This window comes from Sphingomonas sp. CARO-RG-8B-R24-01 (assembly GCF_022662295.1).
Classification (GTDB): Bacteria; Pseudomonadota; Alphaproteobacteria; order Sphingomonadales; family Sphingomonadaceae; genus Sphingomonas.
The window spans coordinates 825,492-845,851 of record NZ_JAKNQI010000001.1 but is presented as its reverse complement, the minus strand read 5'-3'; the positions used below and the strand labels follow the sequence as shown (position 1 = coordinate 845,851).

The 20,360-nt window shown below is 65.1% G+C and carries 18 protein-coding genes, 1 tRNA gene and 1 pseudogene; 7 read left to right on the top strand and 13 right to left on the bottom strand.

The genetic code is table 11. The features are described from left to right. The first annotated feature begins 92 nt into the window (after nt 1-92). The gene (locus L8G49_RS04070) at nt 93-3,476 is read left to right on the top strand and encodes a glycosyltransferase (protein WP_242182600.1); all 3,384 of its coding nucleotides are present in this window, start codon (nt 93-95) and stop codon (nt 3,474-3,476) included. 84 nt (nt 3,477-3,560) lie between these two features. On the opposite strand, the gene modC is transcribed toward L8G49_RS04070, so the two are convergent. From modC to L8G49_RS04025, 9 genes are all read right to left on the bottom strand, one after another. Further along, on the bottom strand, nt 3,561-4,334 hold the full coding sequence (modC, locus tag L8G49_RS04065) for a molybdenum ABC transporter ATP-binding protein (RefSeq protein WP_242137729.1): 774 nt from the start codon (nt 4,332-4,334) through the stop codon (nt 3,561-3,563). Then, on the bottom strand, nt 4,331-5,014 hold the full coding sequence (gene modB, locus L8G49_RS04060) for a molybdate ABC transporter permease subunit (protein WP_242182598.1): 684 nt from the start codon (nt 5,012-5,014) through the stop codon (nt 4,331-4,333). The genes modC and modB overlap by 4 nt, the downstream gene beginning before the upstream one ends. A 3-nt stretch (nt 5,015-5,017) precedes the next feature. Beyond that, nucleotides 5,018-5,794 carry a molybdate ABC transporter substrate-binding protein gene (gene modA / locus L8G49_RS04055; protein ID WP_242182596.1) on the bottom strand — a complete coding sequence of 259 codons (777 nt, stop codon included), beginning with the start codon at nt 5,792-5,794 and terminating at the stop codon, nt 5,018-5,020. Nucleotides 5,795-6,019: 225 nt separating this feature from the next. Then, on the bottom strand, nt 6,020-7,480 hold the full coding sequence (locus L8G49_RS04050; RefSeq protein WP_242137726.1) for an esterase-like activity of phytase family protein: 1,461 nt from the start codon (nt 7,478-7,480) through the stop codon (nt 6,020-6,022). A 126-nt stretch (nt 7,481-7,606) separates the two neighbouring features. Then, nucleotides 7,607-8,146: a transcription termination/antitermination protein NusG gene (gene nusG, locus L8G49_RS04045; RefSeq protein WP_010162674.1), complete on the bottom strand. Its 540-nt coding sequence runs from the start codon at nt 8,144-8,146 to the stop codon at nt 7,607-7,609. 16 nt (nt 8,147-8,162) lie between these two features. Next, complete coding sequence (secE, locus tag L8G49_RS04040) at nt 8,163-8,360, bottom strand: preprotein translocase subunit SecE (RefSeq protein WP_242137725.1); 198 nt, start codon at nt 8,358-8,360, stop codon at nt 8,163-8,165. 162 nt (nt 8,361-8,522) lie between these two features. Further along, a tRNA-Trp gene (locus tag L8G49_RS04035) sits at nt 8,523-8,599 on the bottom strand. 44 nt (nt 8,600-8,643) lie between these two features. After that, complete coding sequence (locus L8G49_RS04030) at nt 8,644-11,001, bottom strand: EAL domain-containing protein (protein WP_242182594.1); 2,358 nt, start codon at nt 10,999-11,001, stop codon at nt 8,644-8,646. 91 nt (nt 11,002-11,092) lie between these two features. After that, nucleotides 11,093-12,862 carry a fatty acyl-AMP ligase gene (locus L8G49_RS04025; RefSeq protein ID WP_242137723.1) on the bottom strand — a complete coding sequence of 590 codons (1,770 nt, stop codon included), beginning with the start codon at nt 12,860-12,862 and terminating at the stop codon, nt 11,093-11,095. A gap of 251 nt (nt 12,863-13,113) precedes the next feature. On the opposite strand from L8G49_RS04025, the gene L8G49_RS04020 reads away from it, so the two are divergent. From L8G49_RS04020 to L8G49_RS04000, 5 genes and pseudogenes are all read left to right on the top strand, one after another. Beyond that, on the top strand, nt 13,114-13,536 hold the full coding sequence (locus L8G49_RS04020) for a RecX family transcriptional regulator (protein WP_347272037.1): 423 nt from the start codon (nt 13,114-13,116) through the stop codon (nt 13,534-13,536). A gap of 176 nt (nt 13,537-13,712) precedes the next feature. After that, nucleotides 13,713-14,252 carry a cold shock domain-containing protein gene (locus tag L8G49_RS04015; protein ID WP_242137722.1) on the top strand — a complete coding sequence of 180 codons (540 nt, stop codon included), beginning with the start codon at nt 13,713-13,715 and terminating at the stop codon, nt 14,250-14,252. A 10-nt stretch (nt 14,253-14,262) separates the two neighbouring features. After that, nucleotides 14,263-14,757, top strand: coding sequence for a DUF192 domain-containing protein (locus L8G49_RS04010; protein WP_242137721.1), 495 nt, complete (start codon nt 14,263-14,265; stop codon nt 14,755-14,757). 42 nt (nt 14,758-14,799) lie between these two features. Next, the gene (locus L8G49_RS04005) at nt 14,800-15,192 is read left to right on the top strand and encodes an NADH:ubiquinone oxidoreductase subunit NDUFA12 (RefSeq protein WP_242137720.1); all 393 of its coding nucleotides are present in this window, start codon (nt 14,800-14,802) and stop codon (nt 15,190-15,192) included. A gap of 257 nt (nt 15,193-15,449) precedes the next feature. Further along, nucleotides 15,450-15,617 (top strand): annotated as a pseudogene (locus L8G49_RS04000) (DUF2155 domain-containing protein); the annotation flags it as partial. A 35-nt stretch (nt 15,618-15,652) separates the two neighbouring features. Here the strand turns inward: L8G49_RS04000 and aat are convergent. The 4 genes from aat to L8G49_RS03980 form a co-directional block, all read right to left on the bottom strand. After that, the gene (gene aat, locus L8G49_RS03995; RefSeq protein WP_242137896.1) at nt 15,653-16,372 is read right to left on the bottom strand and encodes a leucyl/phenylalanyl-tRNA--protein transferase; all 720 of its coding nucleotides are present in this window, start codon (nt 16,370-16,372) and stop codon (nt 15,653-15,655) included. Nucleotides 16,373-16,404: 32 nt separating this feature from the next. After that, nucleotides 16,405-17,130, bottom strand: coding sequence for a ParA family protein (locus tag L8G49_RS03990; protein ID WP_242137719.1), 726 nt, complete (start codon nt 17,128-17,130; stop codon nt 16,405-16,407). Between the two features lie 69 nt (nt 17,131-17,199). Beyond that, nucleotides 17,200-17,577, bottom strand: coding sequence for a hypothetical protein (locus L8G49_RS03985; protein ID WP_242137718.1), 378 nt, complete (start codon nt 17,575-17,577; stop codon nt 17,200-17,202). Between the two features lie 101 nt (nt 17,578-17,678). After that, nucleotides 17,679-18,998 (bottom strand): type VI secretion protein ImpB, encoded by a 1,320-nt coding sequence (locus tag L8G49_RS03980; protein WP_242137717.1) that lies wholly within the window; start codon nt 18,996-18,998, stop codon nt 17,679-17,681. 341 nt (nt 18,999-19,339) lie between these two features. Between L8G49_RS03980 and L8G49_RS03975 the strand changes: the two genes are divergently transcribed. Then, nucleotides 19,340-20,332 (top strand): cysteine synthase A, encoded by a 993-nt coding sequence (locus L8G49_RS03975; RefSeq protein WP_242182592.1) that lies wholly within the window; start codon nt 19,340-19,342, stop codon nt 20,330-20,332. The last annotated feature ends 28 nt before the right edge of the window (nt 20,333-20,360 follow it).

The following is a 20,360-nucleotide window of genomic DNA, read 5'->3' as shown; positions in this document are numbered from 1 at the left end:
CGAATGAATTCAATGTCATCTTGGCGTCGGGCTATGGCCATGCGAAGGGACCGATGCGATTGTGTCAGGCTGTTACAAAGGAAGTCTCGCCGATGAGCCGTGCGCCCGTTTTCTATGATGCCTCGGGTCGCCGGCGTCGTCGCTTTGCCATGGCCGTGGCAGCTTTCATATTGCTGCTGCTGCTGTCGATCGCCGCGCTCGGGGTGTCGATCGGTGCGGTGCCGGCGCCCCCGTTGCTGCCCGTAGAAGCGGAACATGCGGCCTTTACCAAGCTGCCCCCGCCGCACGATCCGTTGCTCAAGCGCGCGCGGCGGAGGATCATCGATTATGCACGGTTGATGGGCGCCGCGCCGCCGCGTGGGGTCGGGGCAGCGGTCGACCAGCCGCTGGCGATCGCCTTTCACGTGCCATGGGATCAGTCGAGCGTCGCGTCGTTGAGGCGTCACATCGGGGAACTCGACTGGCTGATCCCCGGCTGGGTATCGGTGACGGGCGCCGCACACGACATCACCGTCTATCGCGATACCGCTGGGCGCGAGATCCTCAACCGCTCGCCGCATCGCCCGTTGCTGCTGCCGATGATCCAGAACGCCAAGGACGGCAATTGGGACGCGAAGGGCATGGAGGCATTGTTGCGCTCGGCTGCGCAACGCAAGGCGTTCCTCGACCGACTGGAACCCTGGCTGGCGCAGAATCGCGCGGGTGGCGCGTTCTTCGACTTCGAGGAACTGAGTCCGCGCGGGCAGGCCGACTTCCGCACCTTCCTGCGCGAAACCAAGGCGCGCTTCGCCAGGCACAATTGGGTCATCGCGATCGCGGTCCCGATCGGGGCGGCCGAGGGCGAGGACGGCTGGAACATCGGGGCGTTCGCCGCCATCGTCGATCGCGTGTTCCTGATGGCCTATGACGAGCACGAGGTCGGCGGCGAGTCCGGACCGATCGCCTCGCAGGGGTGGTTCGAACAGTCGGTCGCACGCGCGGTGCGCGGTGTCCCGCGCAGCAAGATCGTCGTCGCGATCGGCAGCTATGGCTATGACTGGCACGACGGCGGCGGCGAACCACTCTCGATCGACGAGGCATGGCAGAACGCGCGCGAATCGAGCGCAATGCCGGTGTTCGACAAGGCAAGCGGCAACACCAGCTTCGCCTATATGGAAGGCAAGAGTCGCCATGTCGTCTGGCTGCTCGATGCGGCGTCCGCGTATAACGAGATGAAATTCCTCAACCGCGTCGGGCTGAACGGCGTCGCGGTGTGGCGCCTGGGCGCGGAGGATCCCGGGCTCTGGTCCGTCTTCGGTCGCTCGCACCGCACGTTGCCCGCGCCTTCGGCGATCAACGCGATCCCGGCGGGTACCGACGTCGACATCGAGGGCAGCGGCGAGATCCTCAAGATCGCGGGCGTACCGGTCGCGGGTGTTCGCCAAGCGGTGGCCAATGCGCGCGGCGGGATCGGCGACGTTCGTTTCGTCCAGTTGCCATCGCCGTACATCGTCGCGCGGACCGGGTATCGCCCCGGCCTGGTGGCGCTGACGTTCGACGACGGGCCCGATCCTACCTGGACCCCGCGCATTCTCGACATCCTGAAGGAAAAGAAGGTTCCGGGCACGTTCTTCATCATCGGCGAGAATGCGCTGACCCAGCGCCGCCTGCTCGAACGGATGATGCGCGAAGGCCATGAGATCGGCAGCCACACCTATACCCACCCCAATCTGGCGGGTGCCTCGGAAACCGAGACGAGCTTCCAGCTGAACACCACGCAACGGTTGTTCCAGGCGTTCACGGGGCATTCCTTGCGACTGTTCCGCGCGCCCTATTTCGGCGATGCCGAGCCGACCACCGCGGACGAAATCGATCCGGCGTTGCAGGCGCAGAACCGCGGCTACATCTCGGTCGGTCTGCACGTCGATCCGGGTGACTGGAAACGACCGGGCACGCAGTCGATCATCGACAGCACGGTCGACGACGTCACGGATCCGGTCGGGCGGTGCACGGGTGACGGTGAGCCGCAGTGCAGCCGCAACATCGTGCTGCTCCACGACGCGGGCGGCGATCGTTCGCAGACCGTGGCTGCGCTGCCGCAGATCATCGATCAGCTCCGGGCCAAGGGGTACCGCTTCGTGCCGGTGTCGGAACTGGCCGGCATCCCGCGCAACCTCGCGATGCCGCCGATCACCGAGAGCGAACAGGTCGCTGCGCAGTTCAACCTGTTCATCTTCAGCGCGCTGGGCGGTATCGTCATCGCGCTTGGCTGGATCTTCTTCTTTGCGATCTCGATTGGGATCGCCCGCGCGATCGTCCTGTCGGCGCTTGCACTGATCCAGGCGCGGCGCGAGGGGCGGATGGTGTTCCCGCCGATCGACCCGACCACGTTCGTCACGGTGATGATCCCCGCGTTCAACGAGGAACTGGTGATCGAGCGCGCGGTGCGCGGCGTGCTCGCGTCGACCGACGTCCGGGTCGAGGTGATCGTGATCGACGACGGCTCGTCCGACGGGACCAGCGCGGTGATTCAGGCCGCATTTGCCGGCGATGCCCGCGTGAAGCTGCTGACGCTCGAGAATGGCGGCAAGGCGCGCGCGCTCAATCGGGGAATCGAGCTGGCGACCGGCGAGATCGTGATCGCACTCGATGCCGATACGCAGTTTGAGCCGACCACGATCGCGCGGCTGGCGCGCTGGTTCGTCGACCCCGCGCTCGGGGCAGTCGCGGGCAATGCCAAGGTTGGCAACCGCGTCAATCTGCTCACGCGGTTCCAGGCGGTCGAATACATTACCGCACAGAACCTCGAACGGCGCGCCCTCGCGCGGCTCGATGCGATGACGGTGGTGCCAGGCGCGGTGGGCGCGTGGCGTCTGTCGGCGATCAAGCAGGTCGGCGGCTACCCGGACGACACGCTCGCCGAGGACCAGGACCTGACGATCGCGATCCAGCGCGCCGGATGGAAGGTCACCTATGACCAATATGCCGTCGCCTGGACCGAATCGCCCGAGACGATCAAGGGCCTCGCCAAGCAGCGCTTCCGCTGGGCGTTCGGGACGCTGCAATGCCTGTGGAAGCACGGCGTGATCATGGCCACGGGCAAACCCCGCGGGCTCGCGCGCGTCGGGCTGCCGCAGGCGATCCTGTTCCAGATCGTGTTCGCTGCGATTTCACCGATCATCGATCTCGCGCTGATCGTCAGTTTCGTCATGACCTATCTCGCCGTGCTGGCGCATGGCTGGGCGCAGACGCAGCATGATGTCGAGAAGATGCTGATCTACTGGCTGGTCTTCACGCTGATCGACCTGCTCGCCGCGACGGTCGCGTTCGCGCTGGAACGGCGCGAGGATTGGCGGCTGTTGTGGCTGCTGGTGCCGCAGCGCTTCGGCTATCGCCAGATCATGTATTATGTCGTGTTGAAGGCGATTACCCAGGCGCTGCGCGGACGAAGCGTGGGATGGGGCAAGCTGGTGCGGACCGGGCGCGTGAACGTCTAGGCTGGGCGTTCGAGGGAACCAGGCACCGCGCTTCCCCGGCGACGGCCGGGGCTTGGTCGTCATCGGGAGGCGTGGGGCGTCACATCAGCGATCGATCAGCAGATCCAGCCGGTCGCCCGTCGTCACGTCCCCGCGCGGCACGCGGATCAGCACCCCGTCGCGATCGCGCGCGACGATCCGGGCGGTGATGCGATCCCCTCCGACGATCGACGGCCCTCCGGTCGCCACCACCCGCCCGTGCTCGAGCATCACGACGTGATCCGCAACCGCGCGGACCTCGTCCGGACTGTGGGTGACATACAGCATCGGCAGCGCGAAATCGGCCTTGAGCCGCGCAATATATGCCAGGATCTCGTCCTTGCGCGCGCCATCGAGCGCGGCGAGCGGTTCGTCCAGCAAAAGCAGCTCGGGCTGGCTCAGCAACGCGCGGCCGAGTGCGATCCGCTGACGCTCGCCACCCGACAGGTCGCGAACGCCGCGCCGCAACAGATGGCCGATGTCGAGCGTCGCGACGACCTGGTCGAACCCGATGCGATGCGGCCCCGGCGCGCGCTTCAGTCCGTAACGCAGGTTCGCATCCACCCGCAGGTGGGGGAACAACCGCGCGTCCTGGAACACCCAGCCGATCCGGCGCGCGCGCGGCGGCACGTTGACCCGGGAACCATGATCGAACAGCACGCGGTCCCCCAGCACGATCCGCCCCGCCTCGATCATGCCGCTCCCGGCAATTGCGGCCAGCGTCGCGCTTTTGCCGGCGCCCGAAGGGCCGAACAGCGCTGTCACGCCGTTGGCCGCACCCTCGAACGCCACGTCGAGCGTGAATTCGCCGAGCCTGCGCTTGATCGCGACCGAGATCATTGCCCACTCCGCCGCCGGCCATAGGCCAGCAACGCCTCCGACAGGAGCAGCGCGACGATCGCCACGCCGAACGAGATCCCCGCCAGGCGCAACGCGACCGCCTCGCCACCGGGTTGCTGGAGCGCGGCATAGATGGCGAGCGCGAGCGTCTGCGTCTCGCCCGGAATGTTGGCCGCAAAGGTGATGACCGCGCCGAATTCGCCAAGCGCGGCGGCAAAGCCGATGACCGCAGCGGCGATCAGCCCGGGCGCGGCGAGCGGCAGCGTCACCGACAGCGTCCGATCCCAGAAGCCTGCGCCAAGGCTGTCCGCGACCGCCTCGATCCGGGGGTCGACCGCCTCGATCGCCTGCCGGCAGGCGCGCAGCATCAGCGGGAACGCCATCACGCCGGCCGCGAGCGCCGCGCCATTGGCGGTGAAGATCAGCCGGATGCCAAGGCTGGCCAGGAAACGTCCGATCGGTCCGTCCGCGCCGAACAATAGGATCAGCACGAACCCGACCACCACCGGCGGAAGGAAGAGCGACGAATGCAACACCGCGTCGAGCACGGTACGCCCTGGGAATCGCGTCCGCGCCATCATCCAGCCAAGCAACAGCGCGACCGGCAGCGCGACCAGCACGGCACGGCCGGCGATCGATACGCTGAGCCCCAGCACGTCCCATTCGGCGGCGGTGAGCACGCTCTAGCCGGCCGTCCGGAAGCCATAGCGGCGGAACACCGCCAGTGCGGCCGGGCTGTGGAGATAGCCGAGGAAGCCGCGCGCCGCCCCGCTTCCGCCGCGCACGAGGGCGGCGGGATAATCGATCGGGGCGTGGCTGGCTTCGGGGAAGATGCCGACGATTCGTACACCCGGTTCGGCGCGTGCGTCGGTCTCATAGACGATCCCGAGCGGTGCCTCGTGACGGGCGACATAGGACAGTGCGACCCGGACATTGTCCGCCCGGGCGAGCCGGCCCTGCACGCTCGCCCAGACGCCTAGCCGCGTCAGTGCGGTCTGGGCATAGATTCCGGCGGGAACATAGGCGGGGTCGCCAACGGCGAGCCGACCGGAGTGTCCGAGCAGTGTCGTAAGCGGAAAGCGCGGCGCAATCCGCACGTTGACGTTGCTGTCGGCCGGTGCGATCAAGGCGAGGCGGCCGCGCAAGAGCGTACTTCGGCTGGCGACGTCGATTCGCCCCGCCTTCTGTGCATGGTCCATCCAGACGAGATCGGCCGCGACGAAAAGGTCGGCTTTGGCACCCGATTCGATCTGTCGCGCAAGCAGGCTGCTCGAAGCGAAGGAAAAGCGCACCGGAACGCCGGTACGCTGGGTATAGGCCTTGCCCACGGCCTGCAGGGCGTCGGTCAGAGACGCCGCGGCGAACACGGTAACGGGGGGCGGGGGCGCGGCCTGGGCCGTTCCGCAGCCGATCGCAGCGGCGATCGCGGCAAAGGATGTCAGGAGAGTGCGGCGGTTCATGGAAGTCCGATCGGGTGCTATATCGCGGGACATATAGCGGATCGGAGGCCGGCGGATAGGCTTGGCGGACTGCTTTCAGCGACGCGTGGCGCAGTGACACGGTCGCGCTACCCTCCACCCGAAGGGCCGGGACTGTTCCGGCACCCGCTACGTCAGGTTCCCGTTCGGGGACCGGGAACTACGGTCGATCCCGGCAAAATGCCGGGATCGAGGCTGAGCCGAGCGTCAAGCGTAGCGGACGGTCGTCTTGCGCCGCCGCGCCATGGCACCGATGCCCGCGAAGCCCGCCAGCATCATCGCCCAGGTCGAAGGCTCGGGCACGGCGCCGGTCAGTTGTTGCGCGACGAAACCGGGCAGGTCCGCGTCGCTGAACCCGAACACGAAGAACTGGTTCTGCCCGGCGGATGCCGGAACGAAATCATTGTCGTTCGCGACGAACAGCGTGTGGAGCAGCTGTCCGTTGTAAGTCACGTCCTGCCCGAACGCGAGACCTTCGATCTTCGCTGGGATTTGCGAAGCGGGGATCCCCGCCGCGGTCAGCGCGGTGACGAGGTTGAGGAACGGCGTCGTTCCCTTGGTAACCGCTGTCGCCTTGCTTGCGTCGGTCCCTGACAGCGCGGTGATGTCGGTCGCGCCGTTCAGGTCGATCCGGAAGAACTGCTTGACCGCGGCGTTCGTGCCGTCGCCGAGGCCCTTGCCGTCGCGCTCGTCGACCAGGAATTCGTGGTCGTTGATCGCGACGATGTCGCTGACGCCCGATCCGGTGGTGAGCTTGTAGCCATATTCATGCGTCGTGCCGCTCGCGACGTCGATCGTCACGATCCGCACGAACTTCGCCGGGTCCTGCTCGAGCGGTGCCTGCATGATCCCTACCAACGTCTTGCCGTCCGGCGTCAGCGCGAGGCCTTCCATGCCCTTGTTGGCGACGCGGCCGACCGTATTGCCCGCGATCTCGACGTCGCCCCTGGGCGACTGGTTGGTCACGGCGAGGTTGGCCGGGAGCGTGAAGGTCTTGACCAGGCTGCCGGTGGCGCGATCGAACTGGCGGACATAGGGGCCATATTCGTCCGAGACGAAGACGCTCTTGCCATCGTTCGAGACACGGACCGACTCCGGATCGAATCGCGCATTCGCCGAATCGGTCGACAGGCCGGACGCGTAATTGTCCGAGCGACCGGTGAAATAATAAGCGCCCGCGCTGTTCTGGGCAGGCGCACCAGAACCGAGCGGCGTGCCGTCGATCCTGTTGCCGAGGCCAGCGCCCGTCCCGTAATTCAGCGCGGTCGGGCTCGACAACAGCGTCGTACCGGTCAGCGCGGCGGTCACGCCGAACGGCAGGCCGCTGCCGGAGGTGTTGGCGGTCAGCGCGAGCGACAGCGTCTGGAAGCGGCTGATGTAAGACGTGGTATCGTCGACCGCAGAATTATACGCGGTGGCGTTGGGGCCGCGGTCCGGCGTGGCGATGAAGGTGTTGCCGCCGGCATAGGCCAGCCCCGAGCCGATCCCACCGAGAATATTCCCCGGCAGACCGTTCTCGAGCGTCCCGGTCAGCCCCGACAGATCGACGTTGGCACCAGCGCTGCTGCCGTTGATCGAGCCGTTGGCGAGGTAGATCGGCGCGGCGGTCGCGGGAACGGAAAGCAACGCGGCAACCGTGATTGCAGCCGAGCGGAAACGGATCATCATACACCTGTCCTACGCGTTCGTAAAAGATGAACGCGGCGTTAACGATGTACAATTACAGCAATAAGTCAGTCACATAGAGAAATATGCCGAACGGCCGGGCACACATGGGCCCGGCCAGAGGGGCGCTTACTTGCTGCGCTCGACCTGCTCGAATTCGAGCTCGACCGGGGTGGCTCGACCGAAGATCGACACCGACACCTTGACGCGGCTGCGGTCGAAATCGAGTTCCTCGACGATGCCGTTGAAACTCGCGAACGGGCCGTCGAGCACCTTGACCGAATCGCCGATCTCGAAATCGACCTTGACCTTCTGCTTGGGTGCAGCGGCGGCGGCCTCGTCCTTGGTGTTGAGCATCCGGGCGGCTTCCGATTCCGGAATCGCCTGCGGCTTGCCGTTCGGGCCCAGGAAACCGGTCACCTTCGGGGTGTTCTTGACGAGGTGATAGACGTCGTCGTTCATGTTCAGCTTGGCAAGGACGTAGCCCGGCATGAACTTGCGCTCGACCGCGATCTTCTTGCCACGGCGGGCTTCGGTCACGGTCTCGGTCGGAACCTCGATCTGCTCGACCAGCTGCTCGAGCCCCATGCGGGTCGCTTCCGCCATGATCGCGTCGCGGACCTTGCCCTCGAAACCCGAATAGGCGTGGATGATGTACCAACGTGCCATGTCGTCTGTCTGTCCGTTATTTCGCGAGGGTGAGCAGCAGGTGGACGATTGCCTCGAACGCGGTGTCGATGACGAAGAAGAAGACGCCCAGCAGCGTCGCCATGATGACGACCATCACGCCGGTCATCAGGGTTTCGCGTCGCGTCGGCCAGACGACCTTCTTGGTCTCGGCCTGGACCTGACGGATGAATTCGAGAGGGGTCGTCTTCGCCACTGTGCTGCACTCGTGTTTTTCGCCGAAGGATGGGACATGGGCCCGCTGCCCGGCCCTGTGAAGGGCCGATGACGGTCATTCCCAATTTCGGAATGATACGACCCTAATCCGCGCCGGCGTTTAAATCAAGCTGCGGGCGGAACGGGAGCGAATCGGAATAGGTGGCAGGGGAGCACGGACTCGAACCGTGGGCCTTCGGTTTTGGAGACCGACGCTCTAACCAACTGAGCTACACCCCTATCGAGGGCCTCTCTATCGCGACAATTTGCGGATCGCAAGCGGATCAAGCAGCGGCGCGATCCCGCGCGGCCCGTTGCGCCACGCCGCGCGCATCCTCGACCGGGAGGGGACGGCCGAAATAATAGCCCTGGACCTTGGTGCAGCCGAGGTTCTGCACCATGCGATGCTCCTCCTCGGTCTCAACCCCCTCGGCGGTCGTCGCCATGCCCAGGCTCTGCGCCAGCGCCACGACGGCGCGGACGATCGCCAGCGCCTCGCGGACGCCCTTCGAGGCGCCGGTCACGAAGCTGCGATCGATCTTGATCGTCGAGAATCGCGTACGGCTGAGATAGCCGAGCGAGGAATATCCCGTTCCGAAATCGTCCAGGCTGAGCCGTACGCCAAGATCCAGGATCCGCTCGAGCACCTTCACCGCCGCGGTATCGTCTCGCATGAAGACGCTCTCGGTCACTTCCAGTTCGAGCCGGCCCGCCGGAAGGCCCGAATTGCTGAGCGCCGATGTGACGACGGCAACGAACCCGGGGTTGTGCAACTGTTCGGGCGAGACGTTGACCGCGATCCGCGCCTGTCCGGGCCAGCGCGCCGCCTCCATGCAAGCATTGCGGAGTACCCATTCGCCGATCGGCGCGATCAGTCGCGCATCCTCCGCGAGCGGAATGAACTTGGCCGGCGATATGACGCCGAGCTCCGGGTGCGTCCAGCGCACCAGCGCCTCGAACCCGGTCAGCTGTTCGCTCCCGGCATCGACCACGGGCTGGTAGCAGATGTGCAATTCGTCCTTTTGCAGGGCGAGGCGGAGTGCCTGTTCGAGGACACGGCGCTCTTCTGCGGCAATGTGCAGTTGCGGTTCGTAGCAATGGTACGTCCCGCCGCCGGCGTCCTTGGACCGATAGAGCGCCAGATCGGCTGAACGGATCAGCATTTCGGCGGTGCGACCGTCGCGTGGACCAGTGGCGACACCGACGCTGGCGCCGGTGTAAAGCGTGTGCTGGTCCAGTTCGTACGGACGCGAGAGCGCATCCACGATCGTCTGCGCGAGCCGTTCGACCCGCGCCGTGTCGCTCGCGTCCCGCACGACGACGGCGAACTCGTCGCCGCCGAGTCGTCCGATGATTTCGTTTTCGGTCATCAGCACGGCGAGCCGTTCCGACACCCGGCCCAGCAACCGGTCGCCGATCGGATGTCCCAGCGTGTCGTTCACGGCCTTGAAGCGATCGAGATCGATCATCATGAAGGCACAGCGGCTGCCCCATTTCGCCGCATCCGTCATTGCGTGCGCCAGCGATTCGTTGATGTAGAGTCGGTTGGGCAGGCCGGTGAGCGTGTCGAAGCGCGCCATGCGGTTGATCTTGTCGGCGGACGCGCGCTGTTCGGTGACGTCCGAGCCGACGCCGCGAAACCCGATGAAGATGTCGCGTTCATCGTAGCGCGGATTGGCGGCGATCTCGAACCAGCGCTCGCTCTCGCCGACCTGAACCGGCAACAACAGCCCGCGAAATGGCTCGCGACCTTTGAGATATTCAGCGAGGTCCCGCAGCCCCGAGGCGAAATTGCCCGCCTCCCAGGTCGGGCCGGCAAGGACCTCGAGCAGCGACTTGCCGTTGACCGTCGTGGTGTCGAGCCCGACCGACTCGGCAAACCGCGGCGAAGCGCGCACCACGCGCCGCTGCGCGTCGGTTTCCCATAACCAGTCCGACGAATGTTCCTCGGCCTCGCGCAGCAGCAAGCTGACGGTTTCGTCCCGTTCCCCAAGCGCGATCTCGCTGGCGCGAACGACAACCAGCGCCTTTGCGCGCGTGAAGCAGCCGATCATCAGCAATGCGGTGAACAGCACCACCGCAGACGCCAGGACCGGTCCTCCCGTCCACAGCATCATCGCCGCAATCGCGACGCCCAGAATGCCGAGAAAGCTCAGCGTCGCAAGCGGCAACGCGGCCATGGCTACCGCGGAGGCGGTCATCAGCAGCGACAGGACCACCCAGAGGTTGAGGGCGGTCGTCGTATCGGCCCGGATGCCGCAGGCGAAGGGTGGGATCGACCAGACCAGGCCAAGCAGCAGGCCGTCGAGCAACGTGGCGCGCACGTCACGCAGGCTTGCGGTATAGGCGGCGCGGTGACGGGTGGCGAGGCGGCGAACGGCGACCGCAACGCTGACCACGGCGGCAACCGTGCCCCACAAGGCGAGCGCCCAGAGCGGCGCGCAATGCGCGAGCGTCAGCGTCACCAGCGCGGCGCCGATGACGTTCGCTGCAACCAGGAACAGTGCCAGCTGGCTTCCGGCATGGAGCTGGGCTGCCCGAATGGGCCCCCAGTCCGTCGTGTCCGCCGGATCGTGCAGACCCAGCAGCGCGCGTGCGTCGATGCGCGGCTTGGCGAATTGGGAGGAGGATGAGTTGCTCACCCGCACACCGATACGCCCCCTAAGGTTAGCGGATCGTTAGAGCGGTACGCCATGGCCCGGATTGGGCGCGCTGACCCATCATTTCGCTTGATTATGCCGCCAGATCGTAGGGTTTGATGTCGCCGCTGAGATAAAGATTGCGCGCCTTTGCCCGACTGAGCTTGCCCGAACTGGTGCGCGGCAGGGTCCGGGGCGGGATCAGCTCGATCACGCAGTTCATTCCGGTGACCGAACGGACCCGCTCACGGATTTCCTCGCGCAGGCGTACCCGTTCGGCATCGTCCGAACTGCGGCACTGCACGAGCACGGCCGGCGTTTCCTCGCCGCCCGGGGTCGTGATCGCGAAAGCCGCAATATCGCCCGCCTTGAACCCTGGCAGCTGCTCGACCGCCCATTCGATGTCCTGCGGCCAGTGATTCCGACCGTTGACGATGATCATGTCCTTGGCGCGGCCGACGATGTAGACATAGCCATCGGAGAGATAGCCCATGTCGCCCGTGTCCAGCCAGCCATCGACGAGGCAGGCGTCGGTCGCCGCCTGATCGCGGAAATAACCGACCATCAGTGAGGGGCCGGAGCACCAGAGCTTGCCGATTGCGCGTTCCGGCAAGGGCGTGCCGTCCTCCTCGCGGATCTCGACCTTCATGTCCTTGACCGGCTTCCCGCAATTGACGATCGCGCGATATCGCTGCGGGCGATCCTCGCCTGCCGCGACTCCCGAAAGTTGTGTTTCCTCCACCAGTTCCACGCGAATGCCTTCGGCCGGGGGCATGATCGACACCGCCAGCGTAGCCTCGGCCAGGCCGTAGCTGGGCAGGAACGCACTGGCCTTGAACCCGGCGTCGGCGAAGGCGTCGACGAAACATTGCATCACGTCGGGCCTAATCATGTCCGCCCCATTGCCCGCCAGCCGCCACCGCGACAGGTCGAAGCGATCTGACGCCTTGGTCTGGCTCGAGATGCGTCGCGCGCAAATGTCATAGCCGAACGTCGGCGAGTAGCTGATCGAATTGCCCGGATTGCGGCTGATCAGATCGAGCCACGCCAAGGGACGGCGTGCGAAGTCCTCGGTCTTGAGATAATCGGTGGAAACTTGGTTGGCGACCGGCGACAGGAAGCAGCCCACCAGGCCCATGTCATGATACCAGGGAAGCCACGAGATGCAGCGGTCCCGGTCGACCAACTGCATGCCATAGGCGTGGGCGGTCAAATTGTTGAGCAGCGCGTGATGCGTAATCACGACGCCATGCGGAAACCGGGTCGAGCCGCTCGAATATTGGAGATAGGCGACGTCCTGGCCGCTTGCTTCGGGCAGGGCGATCATCGGGGCGGGGCGTTGGCCCAGTTCGGACCAGTCGATACCGTCGGTTCCAGCGGCACGGGCAGCGTCCTGGCCCATGTGCGCGAGTTCGGGCGGATAGATGAGGACGACCGGCTCGCAGCTCGACAGTTGGACACGCAGCTGTTCGACGTAGGAATCGCGGCCGCCGAAGGACGTTGGCAAGGGCAATGGAACGGGCCACGCACCGGCATAGACGGCACCAAAGAACAACGCGGCAAACTCCGGGCTCGTTTCGGCGACGATCGCCACCCGATCCTGCGGCTTGATGCCGGCATGGACCAGGCGCCGTGCCATTGCCAGCGCATCGCCTTGAAGTTCGGCAAACGGATAGGCGCGAGTCAGTGCGCCACGCGCGTCGTGAAAATTAAGCCCGCGTTGACCTGTGGCGGCGTAATCGAGGGCCGCCCCAAGCGTTTCGAAATCCGCGAAGCGCCGCGGCAGCGAATCTTCGGTGGGCGTGGCGACCGGCTTCGGCGTTTCGGCCTCAAGGTCGTGCGTGCCCGCAACGTCAACTGTCATCTGTATCTGCGCCCTCGATCGCGGCATCATTCAGCGGCCGCGCTTATGGTCCCTTTCGGCAAGCACCCCTGCTTATGCCAAGCGTTCAAAATCCGGTTCGACTGTGGCACAATGATGGCGCCATGCACCAACGCCCCACGAACCAATCCCGAACACGGGAAAAAAAGCCAATCCCACCACTAGATAGCGGAGCATTGGAACGACTTGCCTTACGCTATGTCGAGCGTTTTTCAACGACCCGCGCACGCCTCGTGACCTATCTGGTTCGCAAGATCCGCGAACGCGGCTGGGAAGGGGCGCTGCGTGACCCGGCCGAGATCGCCGAAAAGTTCGCGGAGCTCGGCTATATCGACGACCGTGCGTTCGGCGAGGCGCGTGCTGCGGCGATGGGTCGGCGGGGTCTGGGCGAGCGGCGAGTCAGCGGTGCGTTGCGTCAGGCCGGATTGGACGAGGCCGATAGCGCCGCGATCGCTCCCGGTATGGCCGATCGTGCGCTCGAAACCGCGCTTGCCTTCGCGCGGCGTCGGCGGATCGGGCCGTTTGCCCTGGCGCCGGTGGATCGGCCACAGCGCGAGAAACATATCGCCGCAATGATTCGGGGCGGTCACAGTTTTTCGATGGCCCGAATGATTGCGAATCTTCTGCCCGGAGAAAGTCCTTCATTTGATGAATAGCCTTGTCATAGTATATAGAACCCCCATTTCCGTAATGTTTAAGAAAAGATTGTGGGACACGGCATTACAGAGCTTTGGATCGGGCTGTATGTCATGCTATGGGCGCGAGCGGGGGACTTGCTACGATGCGAAATGTACCGATTCCGGCGTTTGGGGAGCCGGATCGCGAGGGTCGAATGGATGACGGCGCACATATCGCGAACGAAGAATCGCGACATTATACAGGCGTACTCAAATGGTTCGACATGACGCGTGGGTTCGGCTTTCTTGTTGCCGACGAGGAGGGCGTCAGCGATATTCTGATTCACTTTTCGGTGCTGCGGCCGCACGGTCGACGCAGCCTGCCGGAAGGGGCGCGCCTGGAATGTATCGCTTCGCTGCGCGAGCGCGGATTGCAGGCGAGCGAAATCCTGTCGATCGACCTGAGCAATGCCGTCGAACCACCACCCAAGCCCCGCAGCGAGCCGCAACGACCGGATCCTGCGGCTTTGATCGAAGGGGCCGGACCGTTTGAGCCGGTCACGGTCAAATGGTTCAACCGGTTGAAGGGGTACGGATTTCTGGTGCGCGAAGACAATTCGGGCGATATCTTCGTACACGTCGAGACGCTTCGCCGCGCCGGCCTGGAAGAGGTCGAGCCCGGACAGTTTCTTTACGCCCGCATGGTGGCCGGCGAAAAAGGGCCGCTTGCGGTTACGGTCGAACAGAAAGTCTAGGAGCCGCCCTGTGCGCCAGCGTTTCGCGAATGTCATCGGCTTCGCGATGCTGGTCGCAACCGGAGGTTGTGACGACGGCGCGCCAGCGAAGCCGCCCGTCGACGCGGCGTCCGGCCTCGTTGCCGTTACGGTCGCAAGCCATAACGGACGGCATCGCTTCTTGGTCGAGCCGGCCGTAACGGCGGAAGAGCAGCGGCGCGGGCTGATGTTCCGAACCGATCTGGCTGCGGATGGCGGCATGTTGTTTGCGCCATATCCACCGAATGGACCTCCGCGTGAGGCCAGTTTCTGGATGAAGGACACGCCGACCCCGCTGGACATCATCTTTGTCCGGGCGGACCATACGATCGCGCGTATCGCGGAAAATGCCGCGCCGCAGTCCGAGGTGCCGGTATCCTCGGGCGAGCCGGTGGCTGCCGTCCTGGAGATCCGCGGGGGGCGATCGCTCGACCTCGGGATAAGGGAAGGCGACACGGTCAGCTGGCGCGCATCGACGGCGCGTTGATGCCGGTTGAAGGCGACAGCGCGGCGCGCTAAGCGCTACACCATGGGCATCAATCTTAATCCCTTCACCTGGTGGACCGGCGCGAGCTGGGGCACGGCATTCGGTCTCCGTGGCAAGGCGCGGGTCGGCGAGGATTCGCTCGGCAACGTCTATTACGAGGGTGGCCGCGATACCGCGGGCAACCCGCGCCGGTGGGTCATCTACAACGGGGTGAACGATTCGAGCCGTATCGCTCCGGAATGGTTCAGTTGGTTGCATCATCAGGTGGCGGACGTGCCGGCGCGTGCGCTTCCTGCTCCGCGTGCGTGGCAATTGCCCGCCGAACCCAATCTTACCGGCACGACACTGGCCTATCGTCCCAGCGGCGCGCTCGAGAAGGGCGGGGTCCGCGCGCAGGCCACGGGCGACTACGAAGCCTGGACGCCGGACGCGTGATCCGGCGCGCGCTGGGCGTCGGCGCCCTGGCCGCGCTCATAGCGACGAGCGGATGTGACCGGGCTGCCAAGGCGCCCGAGCCCACGCCTACGGAAACCGCGGAAACCGCGCTGGATGCGGATACGAGCGCGCAGAACGTCGTGACCGTCGATGTCGCGGGGGGCGTCGATCCGAGCCTGGGCGCCACGCCGATGGCGCAGCGTGTCGCAACGCTCGGGCTGCTCAACAAGCGCAATGGACAGGCGCGGGATGTGACGTTGAAGCCGGGCGAGACAGTCCGCGTCGGCGATGTCGTGCTGCACCTGAAAGCCTGTGAGCAGACTGCCCCCTGGGAGCAGGAGCATTACACCGGAGCGTTTGTACAGGTCGACGTGTCAGGCACGGACAAGGTCTGGCGTCGGGTCTTTTCGGGATGGTTGTTCAAGGAACGTCCCGGCCTGAACGTCGTCCAACACCCGATTTACGATGTCTGGACCAAGAGCTGCGCGATGAGCTTCCCGGAAGGCGGGCCGGAGTCGATCCCGGCGGGAGCAGCCTCCAATGCCGCAGCCCCCCGGTCCAGCGCAAAGAAGTCGCCGACGCCCGAGGCCGAGGCGTCGCCGCCGACGACGCCCGACAGCGCACTCGACAATTCCACGAGATAGGCGGCGCGCGGAATTTCGACCGCGCCCATCGATGCGAGATGCTCGGTCATGAACTGGCAGTCGAGCAGGACGAAACCGCCGACCCGTAGCCGGGCGACCAGCCATGCCATCGCCACCTTCGAGACGTCGCGCGCCCGGCTGACCATGCTTTCACCAAAGAAGGCACGTCCCAGCGCCAGTCCGTAGAGGCCGCCCACCAGCGTCTCACCGTCCCAAACTTCGATCGAATGCGCGAAGCCGAGGGTATGGAGCCGATTGAACACCTGTTCGATCTGCGGATTGATCCACGTGTCGGGCCGATTGGGGACCGATTCGGCACACAGCCGCATCATGTCGGCAAAACAGCGATCGGCCGTTACCCTAAAGTGATCGCGCACCACCGTCTTGCGCAGGGATTGCGACAGATGAAACCCGTCGAGCGGGAGGACTGCGCGATCCTGGGGTTCAACCCAGTAGATTTCGTCGGCGGTCCTGCTGTCGGCCATTGGAAACACGCCCACGGCATAGGCGCCAAGCACGAGGTTCGGGTCGAGCATCTCGGCCTCGCCTGCGCGCTTCGGGGCCTTGCTCACGCTGCGATACGGCGCTCGATCGCCTGCCACAATTGCGCGAAGGCGGCGGCGCCGGCGGAGCGCGGCGCGAAGCTACCGACCGGCGCGCGTCGTGCGGTGACCTGCTCGATCAGGCTCGCCATCGGAACGACCGGCCAGTCCGGGTGTCGCGCCAGCGCATCGGCGTGCAGTTTTCGACGGCGATCGACCATCGAATGGACCGGCATGATGTCGGCACGGCTGCCCAGATGCTTGACCACCTCCGCCAGGGCACGCTCGGACAACGGCGAGGGGATGACCGGGACGACGATCAGATCGGCCGCCCGCATGACCTGGTCGCTCGTCTCGGTCAATCCGGGCGGACAGTCCAGCAGGATGCGATCGTAACTCTTGCGAAGGCCCGTCAGCAGCTTTTGCAGGCGCTTCTTCTTGTCCATCTCGTGGAACAGCAAGTCCAGGCCGCGCAGCGAAGCGTCGGCGCCGAGCAGATCGAGACGCGGGACGGCAGTCTTTTCGATCAACCGCTCGGGTTCGACGTCCTTGGCGAAGACCGACTGCGCCAGGTCGCGCAGCTTGGTCCCGTCGTTGCGGGTGGTCAGAAGGAAGCTGCTGGCGGCTTGTGGATCAAGATCCCACAGCAGGGTCCGCCGCGCGGATTGGATCGCGGCGGACCAGGCCAGATTGACGGCGAGCGTCGTCTTCCCGACGCCGCCTTTCAGACTGTAGATCGCAATCGTCGACACCGGCAGGCCCTTCGCTCAGGAATGGCTATCGTGACGGATGCCGACGTAGTGCGCAACAATGGCGGCGGGTTAGAGGTCGCAGAGCTGCTTCGGCTTGCCCGGCTGAGTCAGCGTCACGGCCTTGACCGTACCCGTCATCTCATAGCCGTCGGCCTTGAGCGGGTCGCCGGCCTTTTCGGCGGTGAGCTTGGTCGGCGTGCCGGTCTCGGTCGTCTTCACCAGCGCCTGCTTGTCGCCTTCGAAGAAGGTTACGTAGACCAGGCTATTGTCCTTGCAGCGGAAGGTGACTTCCTTCTTGATCGCGGGCGGCAGTTCGACCGGCGCGCGGTTGGCAATTTCGGCAGCCATCGGGTCGGGCGTGACCGAGCTGACCTCGGTTGGCTTGTTGTCACAGGCCGACAGCGCGAGGAGCGCAACGGCAGCGGCGGGGAGGAGTCGGTTGAGCATTCGATTTTCTTCGCGCACGCGGTAGAATGCGTCAAGACCCGACGGTCGTGGCCGATCACGCTTTCATGCGCTGCAACAAATAGTTCATGGTAACGTCATCATTATTCGTGAAACTCGTCGAGATCAGGGATGCGTCCAAAGGCGATCTTTGTTCCGACGCGGTCTATTCTTCCCCCATGTTGCGGCCCCAGGCTGACCGCGTGCCTGCCGAACTTTTCGTTAATCCGGTCCATCGCACGACTCAGCGCAAGCGTGCGCGTTTCACGGGCGAGCGGGTCGTCAGGATCGAGCAAGCCGAACAGCGATTCCTGTTCCCCGCTCACCGGCTCGATCTCGGCCAGGGTAACGCCGACCATTCTGACCTGGAAATCGCCGGGTCGCGCCTTTCCGGCCGCCAGGAGGCGTGGGAAGAGCGTTTCGAGGGCCGCGAGGACTACGAAACTGTCCTGGGTCGCGGGCAGCTTTACCGAGCAGCGCCACGTCGATTTGTCGTCCTCGAACCGGGCATGCAGCACCAGCAGGCGGGCGCGATAGGCTTTGCGGCGAAGCCGGCTCGTCGCCTTCAATGCCAGCCGGCGGGCGGTCAGTCGCACAGGTACCGCGCCGCGCTTCCCGGGAGAGAGGACGTGGCTATGCCCGATCGACCGGCTCTGTGTTGCCTTCTCGGGAAGATCGACCCCGTGCAGGAGATACCATAAGCGGTCTCCATTGGTGCCGCCCCATGCGGTGCCAGCGTCGCGCGGGCGGCGCTCGCAATATTGGCGGATGTCGTTGATCCCCTCTTGCGCCAAGCGCCGCTCCATTTTCGCACCGATTCCCGCGATGTCCCGCAGTTGAAGATCGTACAGCCGCTGCGGCAGGGTCTCGGCATGGAAGATGATGAGGCCATCGGGCTTCTGGAGATCCGAGGCGAGTTTGGCGAGCAGCCGGTTGGGCGCGATCCCGACCGAGCTCGTCATGCACGCCCCGACATTGGCGCGTATTCCGGCCTTGATACGATAGGCCAGTGCCGTTGCCGCCTCGATGCTGTTCTCGTTGTCGAGCAGGCGGCATGCCACTTCATCGATCGAGCAGACCTTCGTGACGGGAATATGCCGCCAGATCTCGGCAACGATCGCCTCATGGAATTCGACGTATTTGTCGTGGCGCGCAGGTGTCACGATCAGGTCGCGGCAAAGACGTTTGGCTTCCCACACGGGCGTTCCGGTCTTGATGCCAAAGCGCTTGGCTTCGACGCTGGCGGCGATGGCAACGGTGGTGTCGCTGTCGACCGGCGCGATCAGCACCGGCTTGCCGCGCAGCGCCGGGTTCAGTTGCTGCTCCACGCTGGCGAAATAGCTGTTGAGGTCCAGAAACAGCCAGCGCAGCGGTCGGGGTGGAAACGCCAGCATGGCGCCAGGGGACTCGGGTGCGGCGCTCATCACTGCGGAACGATAGCAGAACATCGCGCCCCCGAACAGGACGCCCCGAACAGGAGGCAGCGGCTCCGGTGCGAAAGTTTAGGCGTCTTTCCAGAAATCCAATTCCTCCAGGGCGACGCTCCTCCTCCGCAGCAAGGCGTAAACGGTCGTCGCATGGAGGAAGATGTTCGGGATTACGTAGTTCATGGCATAGTCTCGTGCCGTAAACGTCAGCGATTGGCCGGTCAGCGGCTTCCCGCCTCGTTATGCCGGGCGTCACTGCGGGATCGCGCATTTTGCCATGAGGCCGGCCAAGCGAAGCTTGCTTGCGGGTCGGGATCGGGACGCATAGCTAGGCAAGTATGCATACGACCCCGAACACGCTCGCCCTGATCGGCAATACCCCGCTCGTGCTGCTGAAAGGCCCCAGCGAGGCGGCTGGTGCCGAAATCTACGGCAAGTGCGAATTTGCCAACCCAGGTGCCTCGGTCAAGGATCGGGCGGCGCTCGGCATCGTCGAGGATGCGGAGGCCCGCGATCAGATCGCGCCCGGCGGCACCTTCGTGGAGGGAACCGCGGGCAATACCGGCATCGGGCTTGCGCTGGTCGCCAATGCGAAGGGGTATAAGACGATCATCGTCATGCCGGAGACGCAAAGCCGGGAGAAAATGGATACGCTGCGCGCCTTGGGGGCGGAACTGGTCCTCGTGCCGGCCGCGCCATATTCGAATCCCGGACATTTCGTGCACACCTCGCGCCGGATCGCGGAGGAAACGCCGAATGCGGTCTGGGCGAACCAATTCGACAATATCGCCAATCGTCGCGCGCATATCACCGGCACGGCAGAGGAAATCTGGGCGCAGATGGACGGTCGGGTCGACGGGTTCACGTGCGCCGCGGGGACCGGCGGTACGATTGCAGGCGTCGGCCTTGGTCTCAAGGCGCATGACGAGCGCATCTGCATCGCGCTCAGCGATCCGCATGGCGCAGCGCTTTATGAGTATTACGCGCACGGGGAATTGAAGTCGGAAGGCTCGTCGGTGGCGGAGGGCATCGGGCAGGGGCGGATCACGGCGAATCTGGAAGGCGCGCCGATCGATACGCAATTCCGCATTTCCGATGCCGAAGGCATGGAGTGGGTGACGCGCCTGCTCGCGGAGGAAGGGCTCTGCCTCGGCCTTTCGTCGGGGATCAACGTTGCCGGCGCAGTGCGGTTGGCGCGGCACCTGGGGCCCGGGTCACGGGTGGCAACTATCTTGTGCGACACGGGATTCCGCTATCTTTCCACGCTGTATAACCGGGCTTGGCTCGAGCAGAAAGGGCTCGCCGTGCCGCCGTGGCTGGTGGCCGATTGAGGGTGGCATCGACAAAGACGTTTTAAGA